This window comes from Nocardiopsis sinuspersici, from assembly GCF_001998325.1.
Taxonomy (GTDB): Bacteria; Actinomycetota; Actinomycetes; order Streptosporangiales; family Streptosporangiaceae; genus Nocardiopsis; species Nocardiopsis sinuspersici.
In genome coordinates this window covers 504,413-527,175 of the sequence record NZ_MCOK01000001.1, presented here as the reverse complement: position 1 = coordinate 527,175, position 22,763 = coordinate 504,413, and the positions used below count along the sequence as shown (strand labels likewise).

Sequence of the window (22,763 nt, the reverse complement as noted above, 5' to 3'; positions counted from 1 at the left end):
TACGGACCCGCAACTGACCTGGAGAGAGACCAGCCGTGCCCCCAGAGCGCAAGAAAGACCCCACCGCCAACTCCCCCGACCAGACCGACGACCGCTTCGACTACGACGTCCTCGTCGTGGGCTCCGGATTCGGCGGCTCCGTCAGCGCCCTGCGCCTCACCGAGAAGGGCTACCGCGTCGGTGTCCTGGAGGCGGGACGCCGTTTCACCCCCGAGACGCTGCCGTCCTCGTCCTGGGACGTGAAGAACTTCCTGTGGGCACCCCAGCTCGGCATGTACGGCATCCAGCGCATCCACCTGCTGCGCGACGTGATGATCCTGGCCGGCGCCGGTGTGGGCGGGGGCTCCCTCAACTACGCCAACACCCTGTACCACCCGATGGACCCGTTCTTCGAGGATCCGCAGTGGCGGCACATCACCGACTGGAAGTCGGAGCTGGCGCCGTTCTACGACCAGGGCCGCCGCATGCTCGGCGTGCGCACCAACCCCACCGTCACCCCCTCCGATGTGCACATGAAGGCGATCGCCGAGGACATGGGCGTCGGGCACACCTTCCGCCTCACACCGGTGGGCGTGTGCTTCGGTGACGGACAGGACGGCGAGGGCAACCGGGCCGCGCCGGGCGAGTCGGTGGGCGACCCCTACTTCGGCGGCGCGGGTCCCGAGCGCAGGGCCTGCCAGGAGTGCGGCGAGTGCATGACCGGGTGCCGCCACGGCGCCAAGAACACCCTCACCGAGAACTACCTGTACTTCGCCGAGCGCGACGGCGCCGAGGTGCACGCCCTGACCACGGTCGAACGCCTGCGCGAGCTGCCCGGCGGCGGGTTCGCCGCCGACACCCTCAGGACCGGCGCGCCCCGGCGCAGGTCGAACGCCCGCACGTTCACCGCGCGCCAGGTCGTGGTGGCCGCCGGAACCTACAACACCCAGGACCTGCTGCACCGGATGCGCGACTCCGGGGTGCTGCCGCGCCTGTCCCCGAAGCTCGGCACGCTCACTCGCACCAACTCCGAGGCGCTCGTCGGCGCGATGAGCCGCCAGGTCCCGCCGCCGGAGGACCTGACCCGGGGCGTGGCCATCACGTCATCGATCCACCCGGACGAGAACACCCACATCGAGCCGGTCCGCTACGGCAAGGGCTCCAACGCGATGGGGCTGCTCACCGCCATACAGGTGCCCGGCGGCGGAAGGATCCCGCGCTGGCTGCGCTTCCTCGGCCTGGCGGCGCGCCACCCGGCCGTGTTCGCCCGCAGCTTCTCCAACCGTCGCTGGTCGGAGCGGACCATCATCGGCCTGGTGATGCAGTCCCTGGACAACTCGCTGACCACCTCGGTCAGGCGGGGGCTGTTCGGGGGGAGGAGGCTGACCTCCCGGCAGGGCCACGGCGAGCCGAACCCGACGTGGATCCCGGCGGGGCAGGAGGCGGCCGGCAGGCTGGCCGAGCGCATCGACGGCTTCCCGGGCGGCACGTGGGGGGACGTGTTCAACATCCCGTTGACCGCGCACTTCCTGGGCGGCTGCCCGATCGGCGACGGCCCCGAGAGCGGCGTCATCGACCCCTACCACCGGCTGTACGGGTACCCGGGCATCCACGTGGTGGACGGTTCGGCGGTCACCGCGAACCTGGGCGTGAACCCGTCGCTGACCATCACCGCCCAGGCCGAGCGCGCGATGTCGATGTGGCCGAACAAGGGCGAGGAGGACCCCAGGCCGGAGCAGGGCGCCGGGTACCGGCGGGTCAGGCCGGTGTTCCCCGTGTCCCCGGCCGTCCCGGCCGGCGCCTTCGCCGAGCTGCGGTTCACCACCCCGCTGCCGCTGTCGGTGGCCGGCTCCCCGACGCGTTCCGGCGAGACGGGGGATCCGGTGGACGCGGTGGCCGAGGAGACCGCCGCGGCTCCGGCGACCACGGCGACCGCCGGAGACGACGCCAAGGCGTGAGGAACGTGCCCGGCCGACTCCGCGTCCGGTCCACCCACTGACCGCGGAGCCGGCCGGAGCCGACCGGAGGCGGTCTCAGGCCGACCCCGTCAGGCCCTCGGCCGCGTCCGGGCCGCCCTGGTCCTTGTCCGGGTTCTCCTTCTGCAGGTACTCCATCGCCAGGGCGAAGTGCTCTCCCATGACGGTGGTGAGGTTCTCCGCCATCGCCTGCGCCAGGACCGCGTCCACGGCCTGCTGCGCGAGGGGGCGCACCCGCCGTATCAGCTCGGCCATCTCGGCGGTCTCCTCGCTCCTGACCACCGTGCCGGGGGCGTACTCGGCGAGTATGTGGTCGGCGACCAGGCGGACCATGTGCTCGGCGACGTCGCCCACCTTGTCGCGCAGGTTCTCCGCTATGTCGAGCACCGAGTCCACGCTCATGCCCAGCTTGACCAGTTCCACGCCGGCGTGCAGCAGCCGGGGGCTGGGCACCCGGAACCGCAGCCCGTCGCGTTCCAGCACGTTCAGGTCCAGGGCGCGCTTGACGGTCCTCGGCGTCACCCCCAGCCCGAAGAGCTCCTTCAGGTCTCCGAGGGTGAGGTAGTCGGCGATCTCGTCGCTCCAGGCGTCCCCTATGGCCGACTCGAAACCGAGGATGTCGGACAGGTCGCCGCCGCGCTCCCAGACCCGGAACATCTCGCCGATGTTGGCGAAGGTGTACCCGCGCCGCAGTAGCTGGCCGATGAGCCGCAGACGTGCCAGGTGCGCCTCGGAGTAGATGCCCACGCGCCCCTCTCTGCGGGGAGGGGCGAGCAGACCCCGGTCCTGGTACACCCGGACGTTGCGCACCGTCGTGTCGGCGAGCCGGGCGAGTTCGTCAATGCGGTATTCGGCCATGGGTCAAGCGTAGGGACATCCGCGAACCCTACTCGTCAGTAAATTTCTGGCCACTCCCCATTGCATTGTGACAATGCCCGTTGTAACGTTCCGGCAATGACTGTGGAGGAGATCACATGATGACCCCCTTGCCGCGCCACCTGCGCCGGCTGCCCGGCCAGAACGCCATCGTCACCGGCGCCTCCGGAGCGTTCGGCAGCGCCACCGTGGCCGTCCTCCGTCACCTCGGTGTGAACGTCGTCGGCATCGACCGCAAGCCCGCCCCCGGCGTCATCGGCTGCGACATCACCGACGACGAGCAGGTCCGCCAGGGCGTCGCGGAGGCCCTCGACCAGCTCGACGGCCGCCTGGACCTGCTGATCCACTACGCGGGCGTCGGGCCGGCCGTGGACATCGGCCGGGCCCCCGACGCGAACGTCCACCAGGCGCTGGAGGTCAACCTGCTGGGCACCTGGCGGGTCACCGCCGCCGCCATGCCCGCGCTGCTCCAGAGCAGGGGCCGCGTCGTCGTCACCGCCTCGCTGCTGTCGAACCTCCAACTGCCCTTCGCCGGGGCCTACACGGTCTCCAAGCGGGCGCTCACCGCCTACGCCGACTGCCTGCGCGCCGAGTACGGCAGCCACGTCGGGGTCACCACCGTCTACCCCGGCTACGTCGACACCCCCATCCACGACAGCTCCAGGGCCACGGGCGTCGCCCTCGACGGCCTCGTCCCGGCCGAACGGGAGCGCGACACCGTCATGGCGGTGGTCCGCGCGGCCGGAGCCAGGCGGGCCCGCCGCGACGTGGCCTCCACCGTGATCGGCACCGCCGGACTGCACCTGTTCCGGCACTTCCCCGGCACCACGGAACAGATCGTGTCGCTCCAGATCGGCCTGCTCCTGTCGGACGGCGCCTTCGGCGACGCGGAGATCGCCCGGGGACTCCACACGCGGCACGGCGGCCACACGGCCCGACCGGACGCGTCCTGAGGAGGAGGAAGAGAAAATGACCGCAGAGATCACCGCCAAGCCCAAACTCACCGACCGCGAGGACATCGCCAAGAGGCTGCTCCGCGGCTCGGCGAAGGCCTCCTTCGACCCGCTCGTCGAGATCGACTGGGACGCCCCCGTCGACAAGGACATGTGGGCGATCCGCCCCGAGCGCGTCTCGCTGTACGGCACCTACCTGTGGGACCGGCTCAGCGAGGAGAAGCGCAAGGAGCTCGCACGGCTGGAGATCGCCAGCATCGCCACCATCGGCATCTGGTTCGAGACCATCCTCATGCAGATGCTGGTCCGCCACGCCTACCACAACGATCCGAGCAGCAACCACGTCCAGTACGCCTACACCGAGATCGCCGACGAGTGCCGCCACACGGTGATGTTCGCCAAGATGGTGAACAAGCTCGGCGGGAAGACGCACAAGCTCGACCCCGTCGCCTTCCACCTCGGCAACCTCTTCAAGACGATCGCGCACGGTCCGCTGATCTTCGGCGGCGCCCTGTTCGTGGAGGAGGTCCTCGACCAGATCCAGCGCGAGGCGGTGCCCGACGAGCAGATCCTGCCCCTGGTGCGTTCGGTCTCGCGCATCCACGTGGTGGAGGAGGCGCGGCACATGCGCTACGCCCGCGAGGAGTTCCAGCGCGACTGGGTCAAGCGCGGTCCGGTCAACAGGGCCTACAGCCGCCTCCTCCTCGGCCTGGTCACCTACTACTCGGCCACCCGGCTGATCAACCCCAAGGTGTACGCGAAGGTCGGGCTGGACCCGCGCGAGGCCTACCGGGTCGCCCACCGCAACCCCCACTGGACCGGCACCAAGACCTGGGCCGCCCGCAAGGTCGTGAGCACCCTGGACACCGCCGGCGCCATCTCCGGCCTGGGCCGCTACTTCTGGAAGAAGGCCGGCCTGCTCGGCTGACCCCGACCCGGTGGGGCACGGAACCGCCCCGCCACGCCCCACCCTCCCCAGACCCCACCGCCGGAGGACGAAACGCGCCACGTTCTCCGGCGGTGGTCAAAGCCTCCCGGGGCCGAAACGCGCCACGGCCTCGGGAGCCCTCTCCCCGGAAGGCGTCCGCGCCGCGCCTTCCGGGGCGGCAGCTCCCCCGGGGGCGAAACGCGCCACGCCCCCGGGGGACACACTCCCCGACCCGAGCGGCGCCGCTCCGGGCCGGCTCGCACGAAGGGACCAGAACGTGACCGAAGCACCACCCCACTTCCGGGTGGCCATCATCGGATCCGGCTTCGCCGGGATCGGGATGGCCGTCCGCCTCAAGCAGGCCGGTCTGAAGGACTTCGTGGTTCTGGAGCGCGCCGACGAGGTCGGCGGCACCTGGCGTGACAACTCCTACCCGGGCGCCGCCTGCGACGTCCCCTCGCACCTGTACTCGTTCTCGTTCGCGCTCAACCCGAACTGGAGCCGCAGCTTCTCCCCGCAGCCCGAGATCTTCGACTACATGAGGCGGGTCGCCGGGGAGTACGGCGTAGACCGGCACGTCCGCTACAACCACGACGTGAAATCCGCGCACTGGGAGCCCGAGGACAACCGGTGGCGGATCGAGACCGAGCGGGGCACCGTCACCGCCCAGTTCCTGGTCAGCGGGGCCGGACCGCTCGCGGACCCCTCCTACCCCGACATCAAGGGCCTGGAGACGTTCGAGGGAACGATGTTCCACTCGGCGGACTGGGACCACGACCACGACCTGACCGGCCGCAGGATCGCCGTGATCGGCACCGGGGCGTCCGCGATCCAGTTCGTGCCAAGGATCCAGCCCAAGGCCGGGAAGCTGACGCTGTTCCAGCGGACCGCGCCGTGGGTGATGTTCCGGCACGACCGCGACATCACCAAGCTGGAGAGCTGGCTGTACCGGAACGTCCCGCTCGCCCAGCAGATCGCCCGCAAGAGCATCTACTGGGGCCGGGAGAGCTACATCCTCGGCTTCGCCAAGAACCCCAGGCTGCTCTCGGTCGTGGAGGCCCTGGGCCGGGCCAACATCAACCGCAGCGTGAAGGACCCGGCGCTGCGGGCCAAGCTCACCCCGAACTTCCGGGCGGGCTGCAAGCGCATCCTGATGTCCAACGACTACTACCCGGCGCTGGCCAGGCCCAACGCGGACGTGGTCACCGACGACATCGTGGAGATCCGCCCGAACGCCGTGGTCACCCGCGACGCGGAGGGCCGGGAGACCGAGCACGAGGTCGACACGATCATCCTCGGCACCGGCTTCCACGTGACCGACCCGCCGGTGGCCCAGCGGATCTTCAACGCCGAGGGCCGGTCGATGTCCGACCACTGGGGCGATGACGTGCAGGCCTTCCGCGGCACCACCGTCGCCGGGTTCCCGAACGCGTTCGTGCTGGCCGGACCGAACACCGGGCTGGGACACACCTCCCAGGTGTTCATGATCGAGGCCCAGATCCGGTACACCATGCAGGCGCTCAAGTACCTGTGCAGGAACGGGCTCGACCGCATGGACGTGCGCCCGCAGGCCCAGGAGGACTACAACGAGATGCTCGCCAGATCCATGGAGGGCACCGTGTGGGTGACCGGCGGATGCGACAGCTGGTACCTGAACGAGAACGGCCGCAACACCACGCTGTGGCCGACCTTCACGTGGAACTTCGCCCTGCGCACGCGCTGGTTCGACCCCCACAACTACGACCTGCGGATCGACCGCGCCCGCGGAGGCGGCTCCCGCCGGTCCGACCGTGTACTGGCCGGGGGTCGGGCGCGGTGAGCGGGTTCGGTGACGACGAGGAGGAGTACAAGGGCACGGTGACGGTCGTGCTGGATACCGACGAGAAGGCCTCCGTCGAGGTGCGGGCCCACCTGGCCGGCCACTTCTCCCCGCTGACCGGCGACTACCGCTGGCGCGGACGGCTGTCCCCCAGCCCCGAGGTGACCGAGGCCTTCCGCGACGGGACGCGGACCGTCGTGGTGCGCACCCCCGACGGGTTCGAGGGCACCGGCACCCTGGACGAGGCCAACCTGTGGGGCGGGCACCCGGTCAACGGGGCCGGCAGCCCTCCCTTCGCGGTCCCCAGCATCGAGGTCGACGAACTCGACGGCTGAGCCGGCCGCATCCCCAGACACCCCCTCGGGCACGCGCCGGCCCGAGGGGGCACCCCCGTCAGTTCCCCCGGCGCGCCTTGCCCCCGAGTGAGAGGTATCCCCGATGGCAACCCGACACGTGGGTCAGGTCCGAGAACTCCAGGTGCGCTCCGCCGACGGCACGCTGCTGCACGTCGAGGTACGCGGCCCCGAGGACGGGCCGACCGTGGTCCTCGCCCACTGCTGGGCGACGTCGCTGGCCTCGTGGGGGCCGGTGGTGCGCGAACTCGATCCGTCCCTGCGGGTGGTGCTCTACGACCAGCGCGGCCACGGCCGCAGCCAGACGCCGATCACCCGCGCGGGGTACGGCGCGGAGAAGCTGGCCGAGGACCTGTGCGCGGTCCTGGAGGCGGCCGTCCCCGAGGGGCGGAAGGCCGTCGTGGCCGGGCACAGCATGGGCGGGATGACCGTCATGGCGGCCGGCGCGCACCCGGTGTTCCAGGACAGGGCCGCCGCGGTGCTGCTCACCAACACCGGATGCACGCAACTGCCCAAGCGCTCGACCGCGATTCCGCTGCCCGGACCGCTGGGCACGCTCGGCTCGAAGGTCTTCCTGAAGGCGCCCCTGCCCCTGGGCCCGAGCAACCCCGTCACCACCGCGCTGCTGAGGCCCATGATCATGGGCCGGGAGTCGGACCCGCGCATGGTGCGGCTGTGCATGAGGATGGTGCACGCGTGCGCCCCCGTGCCCCGGGGCGCGTGGGGAGGCGTGATGACCACGCTGGAGGTGGAGGAGTCCACCCGGCAGATCTCGGCGCCCACCGTCGTGCTGGTGGGGACCGAGGACAAGCTGACCCCGCCCTGGCACGCGCACCACATCGGTTCGCTGTTGAAGGACTGCCGCGAGGTGCGGGAGATCCCCGGCGCCGGGCACATGGGGCCGCTGGAGTACCCGAGGACCCTGTCCGAGCTGCTGGGGAACCTCGCCGCCGAGCACCTGGGCGCCCGTTCGAAGGCCGCCTGACACGGCTCGTCTCCCCGCGGTGCCCCCGGTCAGGACGGCCGGGGGCATCGGCGTGCGAGTGCCGTCAGCGGATCCTGGCGCCGTACACGTGGTCGACCGTCATCGTCATGAGCACCCTGCGGTCGGACACCATCGCCGCCCGGTACTCGTCCCAGTCCGGGTGCTCTCCCGAGGCGAGGCGGTAGTAGCGCACCAGCGCCTCCACCTCGGGGCCGTGGGGGTCGGTCCCCGGACCGGTGAGCACCGCCGTGCCCTCGGCGGTGGCCCACGCCCAGCCGTCGGGGCTGGTGACCTCCAGTGCGGCTCGCGGGTCCCGGCGCAGGTTGGCCGTCTTGGCCCGCCCCTCGGTCACCGAGACGTGGATGACCTCGGCCTCCTGGTCGTAGAAGGGCATGACGGGTGAGAGCTGAGGGCGTCCGTCCGACTTGATCGTCGCGAGGACGCCGAGCCGGCTCTCCGCGAGCAGCGCGCGCGGGTTGAACGGTGTGGCGGTCATGTTCGGGGTCACCTCTCGACCGGGTGCTGGCTGTTCGTGGCGGTGCGGGGCCGGGCCGGTCGTGACCGCGCCCCGAGGACTCACGGAACCGCCCGATCACCACCGCGCCGCCGCTGCCACCGTGCCCATCATCCACGGCCTGCTCGTCCGGGGCCCGCCGAACCGCGAAAGTCCGACGCCGGTACCGAACCCCGCACCGGGCACGGGCCCCTCGGAGTGGGCCTACGCGTCGAACGGACTTGCATCTCAAGTCGCTTGAGGTCCCACAGTGGCTCCATGCGCGAACAAGAGCTGTACCCCATCGGAGACGCCGCACGCCGCAGCGGCCTGAGTGTCAGCGCCGTCCGGTTCTACGCCGACGCCGGACTCATCGAGCCCACGGGCATGAGCGAGGGCGGCCACCGGCTGTACGACATCGACGCCATCGCCCGGCTGGAACTCGTCCGCACCCTGCGCGAGTTGGACACCGACCTGGAGGAGATCCGCCGACTGCTCGAAGGGAGGACCGACCTGCACGGGCTGCTCACCACGCACCTGGAGATCGTCGAGCGCCAGGAGCGCACCCTGCGGGCCAGGCGTGCGGTGCTCAGGACCCTGATCAGGCAGGGCGGCACGACCGCGCAGGCCGACCTGATGCACAAGCTCGTCTCGATGACCGACGAGGAACGCGAGCGGATCATCGACGACTTCTGGAACGGCGTCGGCGAGGGCCTCGACGTCCCCGACGGCTTCGTCGACCGGTTGCGGATGATGCGGCCGGTCCTGTCCGCGGATCCCACGGCCGCCCAGCTCGAAGCCTGGATCGAACTGGCCGACCTGGTGCGTGACCCGGGGTTTCGCGACGCGGTCCGCACCTACCTGCGGGAGACCTACTCCACGAGGGAGGGACGGGACATGGCGAGCGCACCGTTCCAGGACTTCGTCCACACGAGCGGGGTCCCGCTCATCGAGGAGGTCCTCGCCGCGTACCGTGCCGGTGAGTCCCCCCGGTCCCCCTGGGCACAAGAGGCCGTCACGCGCTTCATGGAAGCGGCCACGGCGCTGTCCGGCATACCGCTCACCCCCGAGTTCCGGAACAAGATGGCCGACGGATACCGGCAGGCCCCCGACATCATGCGCCGGATCGCCGAAGAGGACGCCGCCTCCGAGGGCCCCGTGTACGACGACACCCACGGCCGGTACCTGTCCCTGGTGGCGGCGATCAACGGGACCGCGCCCGAAGAGGACGGAGACGATCCGGCTCCCTACGTCTGGATCGCCGATGCCATGCGCGCTCCGGCCACCGACTCCTGAGGGCCTCACCGATCCGAGTTCTGGACCCCGTGCCCGGTGAGCCACAGGTCTTTGCGGGCGTTGCCTGAGTGTGCCCTCGAAGAACGCGCCTTACCTGCATTCAGCACAACGAGTGATACACAACCGTTCTTCGGCAGCGCAGGGACCGCTTTTGGGTCGACGGACCGAAGGCCATGGAGGCACTTCGTCCGCCAGGGGATGTCTTTTGTCCATGCATCAGGCTTTTGCAGCTTTTACCCATGTGGGGTGATCGGGTGTTAGGTTCGAGAGCGTTCCAATACGGAAAGTGACGTACATCGTGAAGCCCACAGTGCACCTGGCATTCGGGGCGGCCTCGACCGCGCTGGCCGCTTCGGTGCTGGCCTTCGACTTCCCCTACTACGCCATCGTGGCGGCCGCGGCCCTGATCGGTGTGTTCGCCGTATGGCTGACGCTCACGATCCGCGGCATCCGGGCCCGCGAATCTTCCTCCTGATACCGGGAGAACCCGGGAAATTTCTTCGGTCCCGCACCGCCCGGCTCTTGGTGGGGTCGCGACGGCTGTGGCCGTGCTGCTGCCCAACGTGGCTCTCCCCAGGAACAGCAGGCGGTGATGGTGCGCGGGTCAGGGAGTTCGCATCGGGCCCTGCCTGGCATGAGAAAAACCCCCGCGCAACACTCGGTTGCGCGGGGGCTCTCGCATCTCGCCGAACCCTGCGGATCCCCCGATACCGGCGGTCCAGCGCGGGCCGTGCGCGCTCACCCCCGTGGGCGCCGACCCCGCACCCGCGCCGTGTCATCCCTGGGCCACACAGCCGTGACGGCCGTCCCCCGTGGCCCGCGAGGCGCGCAGGTGCTCTCCCGGCCCCTACCCGTCCTTCGGCGAGCAAACACTGACTGGCCCATTAGATGGCAGCGAATTCGGTGAGGAGTGTCTGCGTCGACATCCGAGCGACTACGCGCGTGGCTGATGGGCCCGGTGCATCACTAAGGAAACAGCGTGAAACACCCCGGATTGGGACCACCCCCGCGTGCGCGGGGAGCACACTTTTTCCGCCGCCGGTGGGAGTCCACCCCGGGGACCATCCCCGCGTGCGCGGGGAGCACGTAACTGACCTGGGAACTTACCAGCGGCAAGCAGCCGTTTTTCCAACTTCTCGAAAAACAGACAAACCGGACAGCACCTGCGACCCTCGGAAAACCACGGCAGCAGCGTACCGAGAGACTCATCGATCTCCCACCAGTAATGCACCAACAGGCGAAAACAGGATCGGAACAAAACTGGTCGAGTCACTGCTGCGTGGGCACCCTGCCTGCCAAGGCTGGACCTGACTACCCGCGCTTCCCCTGAGAGAGCTACAGGTCGTCGTAGAATCCGCCTCGGGGAGCAACCTTAAGAACCAGAACGACGAGAACACCATCATCGAGCTCGTAGCGAATGCGGTAGCCACCGACGCGGATGCGCCACATGTCAGGGTGGCCTTTGACCTGGACGCATCCATTCGGTCGGGGATCATCGGCGAGCGCCTCGATCGCTGCCCGTACCCGCTTGCGAACGGATCCGTCGAGGCGCTTGATGCCCTTACGTGCGGTATTGGTGTACTGGAGGACGTAGCGGCCGCTCAATCGTCGTCTCCCCATACCTCGTCATGGGTGAAGACTGGTTCGCGTCCAGCTTTGACGTCTGCGGAAATCCGCTCAGCCTCGGCATCATCGTGTTCCTCGATGAGTTGCTCATAGTGCTCGACCCAGCTAGCTGGGACGAGCACGTACCCTCTCAGGTCACGACCGACCCCAGGGCCTTCTTCGGGTTCCATAGGCATCGCGGTCATGGTGCGTTCTCCGTGCTTGATGGGATACCGGGCACCTGTCCTGACCAGGCGGCTCTGGTATGACCGTACAGCCGAGCATCCTATGCAAGTGCGGCGGTGACCGCCTTTCCTCCGAAGGCAGTCATCGTCAGGTGTTCGGGCACTACTCGGTGAGGACGAACGCCGGACCCCAGAGAAGAAGCAGCTAGCCGAAGTCGCGAATCTCAGACATACGCCTCACACGCAACAGGTCTATACCCGCGTGCGCGGGGAGCACTTCACCGAGCAGCCCGACGACGCCCACGACCGGGGACCGTCCCCGCGTGCGCGGGGAGCACCCGGTCGGCCGAAGGGTTGTCCCGGGCGGCCCGGGACCATCCCCGCGTGCACGGGGAGCACCTGAGACGAACCCAGGCCATTCGGCCTCCTCGGGGACCATCCCCGCGTGCGCGGGGAGCACAAGATCGTCGCCAACCCCCGGTCGTACCGGTAGGGACCATCCCCGCGTGCGCGGGGAACACGTAACTGACCTGGAAACTTACCAGCGGCAAGCAGCCGTTTTTCCAACTTCTCGAAAAACAGACAAATCAGGCAGCACCTGTAGTCCTCGGAAAACCATGGCAGCAGCGTACCGGCAGGAGCACGGGTCATACCCCCGCCGGTACACGTCAGGCGTAGGTGGGCGCCGGATCCAGGAGAAGGAGCAGATCGCCCGGCTCCCGGGCCTCGGTCAGACCGGCGGGTGAAGCAACCCAGTAGGACAGCGTCTGCTCACCGAACCAGACGATCAGGTGCGGGTTGTACCGCTGGAGAGCGGCGGCGCGGGCGTGTTCGCGGGCGAACTCGGAGCGCTGGCCGCCCAGGCGGGGCAGGCGTGCCGCGCGGCGCTGGCGGCAGGAGGGGTGCTCGCACACCGGGCAGAACGGGCCCACCAGGGGGCGACGTCGGGGCAACGGCGGCAGCGGACGGTACAGCGGGTCACTGGAGGGTCGCGAGGCGGGGATAGGATGCGTCACTGATCCTGCTTTCTGAACATGTGAGAGTGAGCGGAATTCGGGATTGTTTTGGGGCCCGGGAAGAGCGTTGGCGCGCTTTCCTGGGCCCTTTTGCGTGCAGCAGCGTTGGTGCCTAGGGCTGGACGTTCCAGAGGCTGTCGGTCAGGTCGTAGGCCAGGAAGAACCAGACCTGTCGGTAGTCGCAGATGCCGTTGTCGCCCCAAGAGGTGGCGAGGGCGTCGATCATGGCCAGCCCTCGTCCGGATTCGGCGGCCAGGTCCAGCCCGCCCGACGAGGGCCGCAGGTGCAAGCGCTGGTCGAGGGCGAGCGGCCTGCTGTCGCGCGCGCCCTGGTCGCGACAGGTGAGGTGAAGCCCCAAGCGGGTGCGCTGGCAGGTGAGGGTGTAGACCCCGAAAGGCTGCCCTGAGCGGGAGTGGCGCAGAGCGTTGTTGGCGAGCTCGGAGCCGAGCAGGGTGAACAGGTAGCGGTAGTCGTCATCGCGTTCGGCGGCGCAGGTGTCCAGGAACGCGCGCACCAGCGGCATGTACTGGGCCGATCCGCCGAAGTCGTAGCGACGGGTCCGGTAGTGGGCGCGGTCCGAGCGGCCGGAGAAGTAGTGGCGGCAGCGGGGCGGGACCAGCTCCGCGAGGGGCACGGTCACCTCGGGAAGGGGAGGCATCGGGGGCTTGGGAACGGTTGCGAGCATGACGAACAGACTCCTTGCGTGTGTGGAGTGACAACGGGGGTTCGGTGTGCCCGCAGGAGTGAGACCTTCGCGTTTCCCGGCAGCGGGAAGGGGCACGGCGTAGCCTGACCAGCAGAGACTCTGTGTTACACCTCCGTCACTGACTACAGCTCCATAGTGGACTCGATATTGTCGAGAGTCAAGCTAGATGCGACATTATCGGATGAGTGGCCTAGACTTTGGACATGCGCATCCCTTACAGCCCCACCCTTAGGCTTCGTCTTCTCGTCTCTGAGCTCAAGCAAGGCCGTGAGCGTGCAAAGCTGACGGTCTCTCAGGCAGGCAAGGTTCTCGGGTGGACAGCGTCCAAGATCAGCAAGATCGAGACCACCGAAACCCGCCGTATCACTTCCGGTGACCTCGACAAGCTCATGGATCTCTACAAGATCGACGAACCCTCAAAGCGCTTGGCCATGCACGCACTGGCCCGCGATGCCAAGGAACGAGGCTGGTGGTCCAAGTACCGTGAGGTCTTCGGTGAGCAGGCCCTGCCTGACTTCGAGGCCGAGGCATCCGTCATTCGCAGCTTCGAGGGCCTCGTGATTCCCGGGCTTCTCCAGACTCCCGGATACGCCGAAGCACTGTTCCAGGGCGGACGTTATACCGATGCCAAAGACATCGCCCACCGTGTGGACGCACGCATGACCAGGCGAGAAATCCTGTCAAGGTTCAACCCCGTGCACCTACGGGTGGTCATGGACGAGGCGGCGCTACGTCGCATGATCGGTAACTCATCGATCATGGCTGAGCAAGTGAGGCATCTGCTGCACATGGCGAAGATGCCCAACATCGATGTGCAGGTGCTCCCCTTCTCAGCAGGCTCCCACGCGGCGTTGGTGGCCCCGTTCAGCATCCTGGAGTTCCCCGAGAACCTGGCCTTGCCCATCGTCCACGTGGATACCGTGACTGATTCAGTATTCTTCGAGCAGCCCAAGGATGTCGCCCGCTACAGCGCCACATTTGGCGATATCCAGGGCACTGCCCTGAGTACCACGCAGAGCGCCCGGTTCATCGCCGACGTGCTCGCATCCCTAGAGAGCGACGGATGAGTAACGAGCTGGTTTTCCGCAAGAGCAGCTATAGCGGGCAAGCGCCGAACTGTGTCGAGGTCGCCCACATCCCCACGGGCTTCCGGAAGAGCAGTCACAGCGGTGCTGGTGAAAACTGCGTCGAGGTCGCCGACCTGCCCTGCGGCGCGGCCGTCCGGGACTCCAAGAACCCGGCCAGGGGCCACCTCCCCTTCCCCGCCGCCGAATGGGACGCCTTCCTCGTCATCGCCCGCGGCTAAGGGACTGGCCGAAAACGTGGTGGATGTGAACTAGGAGGCTCCCTCTGCGGTGATCTTGCTCTTGGCGTCACTGTGGGTGCTCCACAGTGACGCCAAGAGCAAGATCACCGTGGTTGAGCGCACCTCCACGAACCTTTGCGGTCACCGCACCGGCCTCCCGTTCCCACCCTCCGGTCCCCTCCCCCACCGAGGCAACACCGGCATCGGCAGCACCGCGCACGACAACGGGGCCTTGATGACGGCCGCTTCCGTCACCAGGGCCCCGCCGCACGTCTGGAAACCCATCCGCCCGACTCTCCCCTCCCCTTGTGGGCAAAGCCTTGGTGGGAGAGCTGGACCACCCGAGTGCTGGATCCATCCTGCGACCGTGCCGCCGGGCGGAGGGAGGAACCCGGGAGTACGGCCGCCTCCGAAGGGACGGACCGTGGACGGTACGCAAGCGAGGTGTCAGCGCGCGGTGGTGCTTCGCCGTCACCGGGCCGTCCCGCACGAAGATGTCGTGGAGACCCTCCACATCCGTGAGGGCGACGAAGCCGAGCTCGGTATCGGAAAGGACGGCGGACCACGCTCAGGGGCATGGCCGCGGTCCAGGCTGATGACCAGGCGTGGACCGGGGATCGCGACCGGCAGCGGGGAGAACGCGAGTCCGGTGAGCGGATCACCGCAGGCCGGGCCGAGGAGTTCGAGGACGCGGAACCCGTGTTCGGCGCTCCGGAGGGCGGGAGGCACCGAGGGCACTGAGAGCACCGTTCACGTTCGCCGTCCCCTCCCAGGACCGCCTTCAGGAGGTTGGTCCGCCGACGGGCAGAGCGCTTCCGCGGTGGCCACCGGACCCGCCACCCGGCGTGGGCGGCGGTCCAACTCCGGTTCGGGGTTCTCGGCCAGGGGGTATCCCGCTACCGTCCCGGCGCGCTGACTCCGCCCCCGGATCCGACTCCGGCCCCTGCGCCCCGGCTCAGACGGTGTCCCGGAGCGGAACCGGCACCACGTGCTCGGACACCTCCGAGTGCACCTGGTGCAACCGGGTCTGCACCGCCCTGCGCAGCTTGGTCAGGCACTCGACCAGGGTGATCTCGTCCCCCACCAGACCGCCCTTGGCCACGACCGGCGTCCCGTCCAACGGCCCTCCGCTGAGGTGTCCGTGAACCGCCAGCGGCACGATCTCGCCGCCCACGTCGAAGGCGTGCACGCCCAGCTCGTCCAGCAGGCTGGCCACCAGGTCACCGCCGCACAGGTACAGACCGCTGGGCAGCGCGTGGGCCCCGATGGTGTCGGCCACCCCGTTGACCACGTCCGCGACCAGCCGCGCGATCCGGGCCGGCAGCTCCACCCGGGCCTGGGCGGGCAGCTCGCGCACCTGCTCGGAGGTGTTCACCACCCGCAGCACGCACAGCTCGGGAAAGCCCGACGAGGTCAACTGCTCGGCCAGCTCCTCGGCGACCTCGTCCGCGTGGCCATCGTCGGGACCGGTGAGCGCCACCGCGTCCACGTCCACGAACCGCACCGCGCCGGTGCGCGCCACCGTGGCGAGCTGCCGCCGGGTCAGCTCGGTGGTGCTGCCCACCACCCCCAGCAGCGGCCCGCGCGAGCCCGCCTGGCCGCGCAGGCGCAGCGCGTAGGCCAGCAGCGCCCCCGTGGGCCCGGGGTCGGCCGCCACCCACACGGTTCCGTCGGTCCGGTGCGCGGCCGCCGCGGCCTCGGCGATGTCGGTCAGGTGCTGCTCGGTACTCGCGTCGCACACCACGACCGGCTCGTCACCGGCGAGCAGTTCGGCGGTGAGCATCGTCTGGGTCACCTGGCGGACGGGCACGTGCCGCACCGGAAGGTCCGTCTGGACCGCGAGGATGTCGGCGACGACGCTGGTGGTCATCGGGCACAGCGGGTCCAGCGCGAGCTCCGTGCGCTCCAGCGGCATCCCGTTGAGCAGTTGCACCCCGTCCTCGGTGACGCGCCCCGAACCCGGGAAGGCCGGAACGAGCAGCACGCGTACCCGCGTCCCGGCGGGGACCCGGCCGCGCACGGCGTCGTAGGCGGCCTCCAGCTCGGCGCCGATGTTGCCGCGCAGCGTGGAGTCGGTGCGCTTGACCACCAGCCCCACCGGCCAGACGGCCTCGACCACGTCCGCGACCAGGTCGGCGGCCTGCTCGGCGGGAACGTGGCGGCTGTCCAGGTTGGCCACGACCACGTCGTAGTCGCCGGACACCCGGCTCACGTGCTCGGGGGTCACCGTGGCCACACGCATCCCGGTTCGGGCGAACCTGGCACCGGTGGCGTTGGCACCGGTGAGGTCGTCTGCGACCACGAGGACCTGGGCCACGGCACGTCTCCTTCGGCGTTCGTCGGCGTCGGGGTCCGGTGGAGTCCAGCACGAACCCCGGAGGGAGGCCCCGGGAAGGGCCTCCTCCCAACATAGGCCCACGAGGGAGCAGCGGTGATGCCCGGACCGTCAGGGACCGGCGCCGGCGGAGTTCACAGGTTGACCACCATGCCCGTGCGCGCGCTGCGCCGGGCGGACTCGATGACCTCCAGCCCGTGGATCACCTCGTGCAGGTCCACCGGCAGCGGCTCGCCCTCACCGACCGCGTCGCGCACCCCCGCGTAGAACTCGGTGTACGCGCCGCGCTCACTGGGCACCCGGCGGGTGTCGCCGTCCACCCCGAGCACGCCCCGGTCCTCCTCGGCGACCACGCCCCAGTCGGCGGCGTCCGGCCGCTCCCCCGCGGTCAGCCTGGCCTCCTGGCCGTCCATCCCGTGGACCGTGAACGCGCCCTCGTTCCCCAGGACCCGAAAGCGCGGCCCGTTCTGGGCGGTGAGCGCGCTCATCCACAGGTGGGAGCGGGTGCCCCGGGCGTGGTTGAGGGCCAGGAAGACGTCGTCGTCGGAGTTGACCCCCTCGCGCAGGGTGTCGATCTCGGCGTAGACGGAGGCGACCGGGCCGAACAGGTTGATCGCCTGGTCGATCAGGTGCGGGCCCAGGTCGTAGAGCAGCCCAGCCCCGGTCTCGACCCCGCCGCTCTCACGCCAGGTCGCCTTGGCCTGCGGGCGCCAGCGCTCGAAGCGCGACTCGAACCGGTGCACCCGCCCCAGGGAGCCCTCCTCGATCAGCTTCCACAGGGTGAGGAAGTCGGAGTCCCAGCGCCGGTTCTGGTACACGGTGAGCACCTGGTCCAGCTTGCCCGCCAGGTCGGTGAGCTCCCGCGCCTGCGCGGCGGTCAGCGCGAAGGGCTTGTCCACCACCACCGCCATGCCCGTCTCCAGGGCGGCCTGGGACAGCGGCGCGTGGGTGTCGTTGGGCGTGGTGACGACCGCGATCTCGTAGCGGTCGGAGTCCGCCCACAACTCGGCGACGTTGGGGTACACGGTGACACCGGGGTAGCGCTCCTCGGCCGCCCGGCGGCGTTCGGGGTTGCCCGTGACCACCGCGGACAGGCGCAGCCCCGGCACCGCGTCGATCAGCGGCGCGTGGAAGACCTCGCCTCCCTTGCCGTAGCCGATGAGTGCCACGTGCAGCTCGGGTCCGCCGTTCTCTGGTGTGCTCGGTGCGTCAGCCATACCACCAATCTAGGAGGTGTTCGGTGTGCGACCGCACCGTCACGCGGCCGCGTCCCCCCGCTCGGTCCACGGCCCCCGGCGGGGAGGGCGCGTGCGGAGCGGACTCGGCCCCCACGGCCCTGCCGTCACCGCGGGTTCCGCCCCGGCGCTCCCGCGTTCGGAGCAGGTCTTCCGCGGCAAAGGTAAAGGCGTTTCGGCATCGTTACGAAAGCTATTGCAATATCTGTAGACATTTTCACCTGGAGCGGCTTCCATCGTGTTCCGGCATGCCCTGGGTCACACGACCCGACCGGCGGCACCACCCGGTGCCCGCCGACCTCCGGACACGAGAGAGAAGCCCCCATGCTGCTACCAGACCGCAAGGCGCGCCGCCGACACCTGGCGGTGGCGGCGACGGCAGGAAGCGTCCTCCTCACGATCTCGGGCTGCGGTTTCCTCAGCGGGGAGGGCGGAGGAGGCGGCACACCCGACGCCTCCGACGTCGACTGCGCCCCCTTCGAGCAGTGGAGCGACGTCGAGGAGGGCACGGTCGACGTCTACTCGTCCATCCGCGACGAGGAGGCCGAGCGCATGGACCGCTCCTGGGCCGACTTCGAGGCGTGCACCGGCATCGACATCAAGCACGAGGGCAGCGGCGAGTTCGAGGCACAGCTGCCCATCCGCCTGGAGGGCGGCAACGCTCCCGACCTGGCGCTGATCCCGCAGCCCGGCCTGCTGGAGCGGGTCGTCGAGGACGGCCACGCCCTGCCCGTGGCCGACGGGGTCAGGGCCAACGTCGAGGAGGGCTGGGGCGAGGACTGGCGCGGCTACGCCACCTTCGACGGCGAGCTGTACGGCTCCCCCTACGGCGCCAACATGAAGTCGATGGTGTGGTACTCGCCGACCTTCTTCGAGGAGAACGGCTACGAGGTCCCCGAGACCTGGGACGACATGCTGGCCCTCAGCGACGAGATCGCCGATTCCGGCACCAAGCCCTGGTGCGTCGGCTTCGAGTCCGGTGACGCCACCGGCTGGCCCGGCACGGACTGGATCGAGAACGCGCTGCTGCGCACCTCGGGCACCGACGCCTACAACGACTGGATCTCCCACGACATCCCCTTCGACGACCCGAAGGTCGCCGACGCCTTCGAGCTGGCCGACGGCGTCGTCCGCAACCCCGACTACGTCAACGGCGACTTCGGCGGCGTGGACAGCATCGCCGTCACCTCCTTCCAGGAGGCCGGGCTTCCGCTGCTCGACGGCGGCTGCGGGCTGTACATGATGGGCTCGTTCTACTCGGCGCAGTTCGGTGAGGACGTCGTGGTGGCCGAGGACGGGGACGTCTACGGCTTCGTCCTGCCCCCGCTGGAGGCCGGCGCCGAGGTCCCGGTCATGGGCGGCGGCGAGTTCGCCGTCCCCTTCGCCGACCGGCCCGAGGTCGTCGCGGTGCACGAGTACCTGTCCACCCCCGAGTACGCCAACAGCCGCGCCTCCGAGGGCGCCTGGGTGTCGGCCAACAGGAACATGGACACGTCCGTCATCGAGGACCCCGCGGCCCAGTTCGCGGCCGAGGTCCTGCTCGCGCCGGACACCGTCTTCCACTTCGACGCCAGTGACTCGATGCCCTCCTCCGTGGGGACCGAGGCCTTCTGGAGCGGCATGGTCGACTGGGTCACCGGCACCTCCACCGACGACGTCCTGGAGTCCATCGAGTCCTCCTGGCCCTGACCGGTCCCCCGGATCAGGATCCCCTCAGCGGATCCCCTGACCGGGGTCCCGTCCCCTGACCGCACGGGGCCCGGCCCGACCGGCCGGGCCCCGTCACCCCTGTAGACCGACAAGGGGTCTCCATGGAGTACTCGTTCCTGTACGAGCTTCCCAAGATCGTGTGGATGCTCATCGGGATCGCCGCCTTCCTGGGCGTCATCGGCCTGATGCTCGTCCTGGTCGACGTGCCGCGCACCCGGCGCGACCGCTGGCAGGCGTTCCTCTTCCTCGCACCGGCCCTGGTCCTCCTGCTCGGCGGGCTCGTCTACCCGGTGCTGCGCACGACCATGCTGTCCTTCCACGACCGCTCCGGCGAGGAGTTCGTGGGACTCGCCAACTACCTCTGGATGTTCCAGCGGCCGGAGATCCTGCTGGTCCTGCGCAACACCCTGCTGTGGGTGGTGTTCGCCCCGGCCCTGGCCACCGCCATCGGGCTGCTCTACGCCATCCTCATCGACCGCTCCCGGTTCGAGGCGGTCGCCAAGTCGCTGGTGTTCATGCCGATGGCGATCTCGTTCGTCGGCGCCAGCATCATCTGGCGCTTCGTCTTCGCCTACCGGCCCGCCGACCAGGAGCAGTACGGGCTGTTCAACCAGATCGTGGTCTGGCTGGACGGGGAGCCGCGGCTGTGGCTGCTCGAACAGCCGCTCAACACCTTCCTGCTGATCCTGGTGCTGATCTGGGTGCAGGCCGGCTTCGCCATGGTCGTGCTGTCGGCGTCGATCAAGGCGATCCCGGCGGAGATCACCGAGGCCGCCCGCATCGACGGCGCGGGGCCCTGGCAGCTGTTCAGCCGGATCACCCTGCCCTCGGTGTGGCCGACCCTGCTGGTCGTGCTCATCACCATCACGGTGCAGACCCTGAAGGTCTTCGACATCGTCCGCACCATGACCGGCGGCAACTACGGGACCAGCGTGATCGCCAACGAGATGTACAGCCAGGCCTTCCAACAGGGACAGATCGGCCAGGGCTCCGCCCTGGCGGTGTTCCTGTTCGTCCTGGTCATTCCGCTGGTGGTCGTACAGATCCGCCGCAACCGCAAGGCAAGGGAGCTGGCATGACGACCACTCCGACGACCCCCGTCGTCTCCGAGGCGCCCGGCAGGGCCTCCCGCAGAGCGCGGGGAAGCGCGGCCGGGCGGGTACGCCGCCGTCTGACCGGTTCGGCGGCCGGCCTCGCGGCGCTCGTGATCGCCGTGCTGTGGACGGTGCCGACCGCGGGCCTGCTCGTCTCCTCGTTCCGGCCCGCCGAGCAGATCCACACCACCGGGTGGTGGACGTTCCTCGCCTCGCCCGAGGTGACCCTGGACAACTACCGGGACGTGCTGTTCGGCGGCGGGGGCGACGGGCAGCTGATCACCTACTTCGTCAACTCCCTCGTGATCACGCTCCCCTCCACGGTGTTCGTGCTGGGAGTGGGGGCGCTCGCGGCGTACGCGCTGGCCTGGATCGACTTCCGTGGCCGGGACTGGCTCTTCCTGGGGATCTTCGCGCTTCAGATCGTCCCGCTACAGATGTCGCTGGTCCCGCTGCTGCGGTTCTTCTCGCAGGGGGTGTCGGTCGGCGGGACCCAGATCCTGCCCGCGTGGGAGCTGACGGGCGCCATGGCCTTCACCAACGTGTGGGTGGCGCACACGATCTTCGGCCTGCCGCTGGGCATCTTCCTGCTGCACAACTTCGTCTCGCAACTGCCGAAGTCGCTGTTCGAGGCGGCCCGGGTGGACGGCGCCGGGCACGGGCACATCTTCACCCGTATCGTGCTGCCGCTGATCGCCCCGGCGCTGGTGTCGCTGGGGATCTTCCAGTTCCTGTGGGTCTGGAACGACCTGCTGGTGGCGCTGATCTTCACCGGGGGCGACGGCTTCACCGCACCGCTGACCGTCCGCCTCGCCGAGATGGCCGGAACGCGCGGCGAGGACTGGCACCGGCTCACCGCGGGGGCCTTCGTGTCGATGGTCGTGCCGCTGCTCGTGTTCTTCCTGTTGCAGCGCTACTTCGTTCGCGGTCTGCTGGCGGGCAGCGTCAAGGGCTGAGGACCGTCCCGGCCCCGGAGCCGGTCAGCCGCCGCGCAGGGCGGTACGGGCTGCCTCCAGGGTCGTGGTCCGGTAGGCGGCGCCGAACAGGCACACGTGCACCAGCAGCGGGTGCAGTTGGTGCAGGGCGACCCGCGACCGCCAGCCGGAGGCCAGCGGCGCCGCCTCGTTGTAGGCGTCGCGGACCCGTTCCAGGTGGGGGAGGCCGAACAGGGCCAGCATGGCCAGGTCGGCCTCCCGGTGGCCGCCGTGCGCGGCCGGGTCGATCAGCACCGCGTCCCGTTCCCGCCAGAGCACGTTGCCGCTCCACAGGTCCCCGTGCACGCGTGCGGGCGGCCCGGGGTCCCCCGCCAGGTCGGGCACCGCGTCGACGACCTTCTCCACCACGCGCACGTCGGAGGGGGTGAGCGCGCCCTGGTCCAGGGCCCGGCGCAGGTAGGGGCGCAGCCGCTGCTCGGCGTAAAAGCGCGGCCAGTCGTCGGAGGGGGTGTTGTCCATGGGCAGCGGCCCGATGTAGCCGGGCCAGTCGGCGCCGAAGTGGTCGGCGCCGGTCATGTGCATCCCGGCGAGCCGGTGTCCGAGCCGTTCGGCGGCCTGGGCGGTGGGCTCGCGCTCCTCCATCCACGGCAGGACGAGGATGCGCTCGTCCCAGGCCAGGACGTCGATGGCCGGCGAACCGAAGGTGCGGCCCAGCCACTCCAGTCCCCGCGCCTCGGCGGTGAGCACCCCGCTCGGCGGGGCGCCCCGGGGCAGGGCCTTGACGAACAGGCGGGTGCCGTCGGTGAGCTCGGCGTAGGAGATGTCCCAGTCGTGGCTGCTCCCGGCGCGGACGGCACGGCCGACATCGCGGTCGAGCAGGACGGACAGGCGTTCGGCCATGGTGCCGCTGACCGGGTCCCTGGGGCGTCTCTCCCCGTGCCCGTCGCCGTCGTCCCCGCCTCCGAACGCCCGCACGGT

General features: G+C 69.7%; 23 protein-coding genes. 14 read left to right on the top strand and 9 right to left on the bottom strand.

Translation table 11 applies throughout. The annotated features are described in order from the left end of the window. Positions 1 to 35 precede the first annotated feature (35 nt). A complete protein-coding gene (locus tag NOSIN_RS02350; protein WP_077689156.1) occupies positions 36 to 1,937 on the top strand; it encodes a GMC oxidoreductase in 1,902 nt (633 codons plus the stop codon). Between the two features lie 75 nt (positions 1,938 to 2,012). Here NOSIN_RS02350 and NOSIN_RS02345 read toward each other — a convergent pair whose 3' ends face one another. Then, complete coding sequence (locus NOSIN_RS02345) at positions 2,013 to 2,813, bottom strand: MerR family transcriptional regulator (RefSeq protein ID WP_077689155.1); 801 nt, start codon at positions 2,811 to 2,813, stop codon at positions 2,013 to 2,015. Between the two features lie 116 nt (positions 2,814 to 2,929). On the opposite strand from NOSIN_RS02345, the gene NOSIN_RS02340 reads away from it, so the two are divergent. From NOSIN_RS02340 to NOSIN_RS02320, 5 genes are all read left to right on the top strand, one after another. After that, the gene (locus tag NOSIN_RS02340; RefSeq protein ID WP_077689154.1) at positions 2,930 to 3,784 is read left to right on the top strand and encodes an SDR family NAD(P)-dependent oxidoreductase; all 855 of its coding nucleotides are present in this window, start codon (positions 2,930 to 2,932) and stop codon (positions 3,782 to 3,784) included. 16 nt (positions 3,785 to 3,800) lie between these two features. Then, entirely contained in the window at positions 3,801 to 4,712 is a 912-nt protein-coding gene (locus NOSIN_RS02335) for an AurF N-oxygenase family protein (RefSeq protein ID WP_077689153.1), read from the top strand. A 277-nt stretch (positions 4,713 to 4,989) separates the two neighbouring features. After that, a complete protein-coding gene (locus tag NOSIN_RS02330) occupies positions 4,990 to 6,531 on the top strand; it encodes a flavin-containing monooxygenase (protein ID WP_171986546.1) in 1,542 nt (513 codons plus the stop codon). Further along, positions 6,528 to 6,866, top strand: a complete 339-nt coding sequence (locus NOSIN_RS02325; protein ID WP_077689152.1) for a DUF4873 domain-containing protein — start codon at positions 6,528 to 6,530, stop codon at positions 6,864 to 6,866. The genes NOSIN_RS02330 and NOSIN_RS02325 overlap by 4 nt, the downstream gene beginning before the upstream one ends. Positions 6,867 to 6,969: 103 nt before the next feature. Then, positions 6,970 to 7,869 carry an alpha/beta fold hydrolase gene (locus NOSIN_RS02320; RefSeq protein WP_171986545.1) on the top strand — a complete coding sequence of 300 codons (900 nt, stop codon included), beginning with the start codon at positions 6,970 to 6,972 and terminating at the stop codon, positions 7,867 to 7,869. Between the two features lie 64 nt (positions 7,870 to 7,933). On the opposite strand, the gene NOSIN_RS02315 is transcribed toward NOSIN_RS02320, so the two are convergent. Then, positions 7,934 to 8,365, bottom strand: coding sequence for a PPOX class F420-dependent oxidoreductase (locus tag NOSIN_RS02315; RefSeq protein ID WP_077689150.1), 432 nt, complete (start codon positions 8,363 to 8,365; stop codon positions 7,934 to 7,936). Positions 8,366 to 8,641: 276 nt separating this feature from the next. Between NOSIN_RS02315 and NOSIN_RS02310 the strand changes: the two genes are divergently transcribed. Together NOSIN_RS02310 and NOSIN_RS26575 are read left to right on the top strand one after the other, a co-directional pair. After that, positions 8,642 to 9,658 (top strand): helix-turn-helix domain-containing protein, encoded by a 1,017-nt coding sequence (locus NOSIN_RS02310; protein ID WP_077689149.1) that lies wholly within the window; start codon positions 8,642 to 8,644, stop codon positions 9,656 to 9,658. Positions 9,659 to 9,944: 286 nt separating this feature from the next. Next, on the top strand, positions 9,945 to 10,133 hold the full coding sequence (locus NOSIN_RS26575; RefSeq protein WP_143832832.1) for a hypothetical protein: 189 nt from the start codon (positions 9,945 to 9,947) through the stop codon (positions 10,131 to 10,133). 860 nt (positions 10,134 to 10,993) lie between these two features. Here NOSIN_RS26575 and NOSIN_RS02305 read toward each other — a convergent pair. The 4 genes from NOSIN_RS02305 to NOSIN_RS02290 all read right to left on the bottom strand — a co-directional run bounded on the left by NOSIN_RS02305 (position 10,994) and on the right by NOSIN_RS02290 (position 13,122). Continuing rightward, positions 10,994 to 11,263, bottom strand: coding sequence for a type II toxin-antitoxin system RelE family toxin (locus tag NOSIN_RS02305; protein WP_227014637.1), 270 nt, complete (start codon positions 11,261 to 11,263; stop codon positions 10,994 to 10,996). Further along, complete coding sequence (locus NOSIN_RS02300; RefSeq protein WP_077689147.1) at positions 11,260 to 11,469, bottom strand: hypothetical protein; 210 nt, start codon at positions 11,467 to 11,469, stop codon at positions 11,260 to 11,262. The genes NOSIN_RS02305 and NOSIN_RS02300 overlap by 4 nt, the downstream gene beginning before the upstream one ends. 647 nt (positions 11,470 to 12,116) lie before the next feature. After that, positions 12,117 to 12,401, bottom strand: coding sequence for a hypothetical protein (locus NOSIN_RS02295; RefSeq protein ID WP_309232735.1), 285 nt, complete (start codon positions 12,399 to 12,401; stop codon positions 12,117 to 12,119). 175 nt (positions 12,402 to 12,576) lie between these two features. Next, positions 12,577 to 13,122: an ATP-binding protein gene (locus NOSIN_RS02290; protein WP_143833011.1), complete on the bottom strand. Its 546-nt coding sequence runs from the start codon at positions 13,120 to 13,122 to the stop codon at positions 12,577 to 12,579. 251 nt (positions 13,123 to 13,373) lie between these two features. Between NOSIN_RS02290 and NOSIN_RS02285 the strand changes: the two genes are divergently transcribed. The 3 genes from NOSIN_RS02285 (at position 13,374) to NOSIN_RS27575 (ending at position 15,217) form a co-directional block, all read left to right on the top strand. Continuing rightward, a complete protein-coding gene (locus NOSIN_RS02285; protein ID WP_077693356.1) occupies positions 13,374 to 14,237 on the top strand; it encodes a helix-turn-helix domain-containing protein in 864 nt (287 codons plus the stop codon). Next, positions 14,234 to 14,476 carry a DUF397 domain-containing protein gene (locus NOSIN_RS02280; RefSeq protein WP_077689144.1) on the top strand — a complete coding sequence of 81 codons (243 nt, stop codon included), beginning with the start codon at positions 14,234 to 14,236 and terminating at the stop codon, positions 14,474 to 14,476. Before NOSIN_RS02285 ends, NOSIN_RS02280 begins: the two co-directional genes overlap by 4 nt. Before the next feature lie 576 nt (positions 14,477 to 15,052). Continuing rightward, positions 15,053 to 15,217: a hypothetical protein gene (locus NOSIN_RS27575; protein ID WP_227014636.1), complete on the top strand. Its 165-nt coding sequence runs from the start codon at positions 15,053 to 15,055 to the stop codon at positions 15,215 to 15,217. A gap of 214 nt (positions 15,218 to 15,431) precedes the next feature. Here the strand turns inward: NOSIN_RS27575 and NOSIN_RS02270 are convergent, their stop codons facing one another. After that, complete coding sequence (locus NOSIN_RS02270) at positions 15,432 to 16,793, bottom strand: four-carbon acid sugar kinase family protein (protein WP_077689143.1); 1,362 nt, start codon at positions 16,791 to 16,793, stop codon at positions 15,432 to 15,434. Positions 16,794 to 16,945: 152 nt separating this feature from the next. Next, positions 16,946 to 18,028 (bottom strand): Gfo/Idh/MocA family oxidoreductase, encoded by a 1,083-nt coding sequence (locus NOSIN_RS02265; protein ID WP_077689142.1) that lies wholly within the window; start codon positions 18,026 to 18,028, stop codon positions 16,946 to 16,948. A gap of 342 nt (positions 18,029 to 18,370) precedes the next feature. On the opposite strand from NOSIN_RS02265, the gene NOSIN_RS02260 reads away from it, so the two are divergent. The 3 genes from NOSIN_RS02260 to NOSIN_RS02250 all read left to right on the top strand — a co-directional run bounded on the left by NOSIN_RS02260 (position 18,371) and on the right by NOSIN_RS02250 (position 21,806). Continuing rightward, the gene (locus NOSIN_RS02260; RefSeq protein ID WP_077689141.1) at positions 18,371 to 19,735 is read left to right on the top strand and encodes an ABC transporter substrate-binding protein; all 1,365 of its coding nucleotides are present in this window, start codon (positions 18,371 to 18,373) and stop codon (positions 19,733 to 19,735) included. 122 nt (positions 19,736 to 19,857) lie between these two features. Next, positions 19,858 to 20,835: a carbohydrate ABC transporter permease gene (locus tag NOSIN_RS02255; RefSeq protein WP_077689140.1), complete on the top strand. Its 978-nt coding sequence runs from the start codon at positions 19,858 to 19,860 to the stop codon at positions 20,833 to 20,835. Beyond that, positions 20,832 to 21,806 carry a carbohydrate ABC transporter permease gene (locus tag NOSIN_RS02250; protein WP_077689139.1) on the top strand — a complete coding sequence of 325 codons (975 nt, stop codon included), beginning with the start codon at positions 20,832 to 20,834 and terminating at the stop codon, positions 21,804 to 21,806. Before NOSIN_RS02255 ends, NOSIN_RS02250 begins: the two co-directional genes overlap by 4 nt. A 24-nt stretch (positions 21,807 to 21,830) precedes the next feature. On the opposite strand, the gene NOSIN_RS02245 is transcribed toward NOSIN_RS02250, so the two are convergent. After that, positions 21,831 to 22,760, bottom strand: coding sequence for a fructosamine kinase family protein (locus tag NOSIN_RS02245; RefSeq protein WP_077693355.1), 930 nt, complete (start codon positions 22,758 to 22,760; stop codon positions 21,831 to 21,833). Between the last annotated feature and the right edge of the window lie 3 nt (positions 22,761 to 22,763).

Excerpts from the sequence above, each read along its gene's own strand:
- NOSIN_RS02250 (WP_077689139.1), top strand. The coding sequence starts at position 20,832 with ATGACGACCACTCCGACGACCCCCGTCGTCTCCGAGGCGCCCGGCAGG.
- NOSIN_RS02290 (WP_143833011.1), bottom strand. The coding sequence starts at position 13,122 with ATGCCTCCCCTTCCCGAGGTGACCGTGCCCCTCGCGGAGCTGGTCCCG.
- NOSIN_RS02310 (WP_077689149.1), top strand. The coding sequence starts at position 8,642 with ATGCGCGAACAAGAGCTGTACCCCATCGGAGACGCCGCACGCCGCAGC.
- NOSIN_RS02340 (WP_077689154.1), top strand. The coding sequence starts at position 2,930 with ATGATGACCCCCTTGCCGCGCCACCTGCGCCGGCTGCCCGGCCAGAAC.
- NOSIN_RS02345 (WP_077689155.1), bottom strand. The coding sequence starts at position 2,813 with ATGGCCGAATACCGCATTGACGAACTCGCCCGGCTCGCCGACACGACG.
- NOSIN_RS02265 (WP_077689142.1), bottom strand. The coding sequence starts at position 18,028 with ATGGCTGACGCACCGAGCACACCAGAGAACGGCGGACCCGAGCTGCAC.
- NOSIN_RS02300 (WP_077689147.1), bottom strand. The coding sequence starts at position 11,469 with ATGACCGCGATGCCTATGGAACCCGAAGAAGGCCCTGGGGTCGGTCGT.
- NOSIN_RS02280 (WP_077689144.1), top strand. The coding sequence starts at position 14,234 with ATGAGTAACGAGCTGGTTTTCCGCAAGAGCAGCTATAGCGGGCAAGCG.
- NOSIN_RS02335 (WP_077689153.1), top strand. The coding sequence starts at position 3,801 with ATGACCGCAGAGATCACCGCCAAGCCCAAACTCACCGACCGCGAGGAC.
- NOSIN_RS02255 (WP_077689140.1), top strand. The coding sequence starts at position 19,858 with ATGGAGTACTCGTTCCTGTACGAGCTTCCCAAGATCGTGTGGATGCTC.
- NOSIN_RS27575 (WP_227014636.1), top strand. The coding sequence starts at position 15,053 with ATGGCCGCGGTCCAGGCTGATGACCAGGCGTGGACCGGGGATCGCGAC.
- NOSIN_RS02260 (WP_077689141.1), top strand. The coding sequence starts at position 18,371 with ATGCTGCTACCAGACCGCAAGGCGCGCCGCCGACACCTGGCGGTGGCG.
- NOSIN_RS02315 (WP_077689150.1), bottom strand. The coding sequence starts at position 8,365 with ATGACCGCCACACCGTTCAACCCGCGCGCGCTGCTCGCGGAGAGCCGG.
- NOSIN_RS02320 (WP_171986545.1), top strand. The coding sequence starts at position 6,970 with ATGGCAACCCGACACGTGGGTCAGGTCCGAGAACTCCAGGTGCGCTCC.
- NOSIN_RS02285 (WP_077693356.1), top strand. The coding sequence starts at position 13,374 with ATGCGCATCCCTTACAGCCCCACCCTTAGGCTTCGTCTTCTCGTCTCT.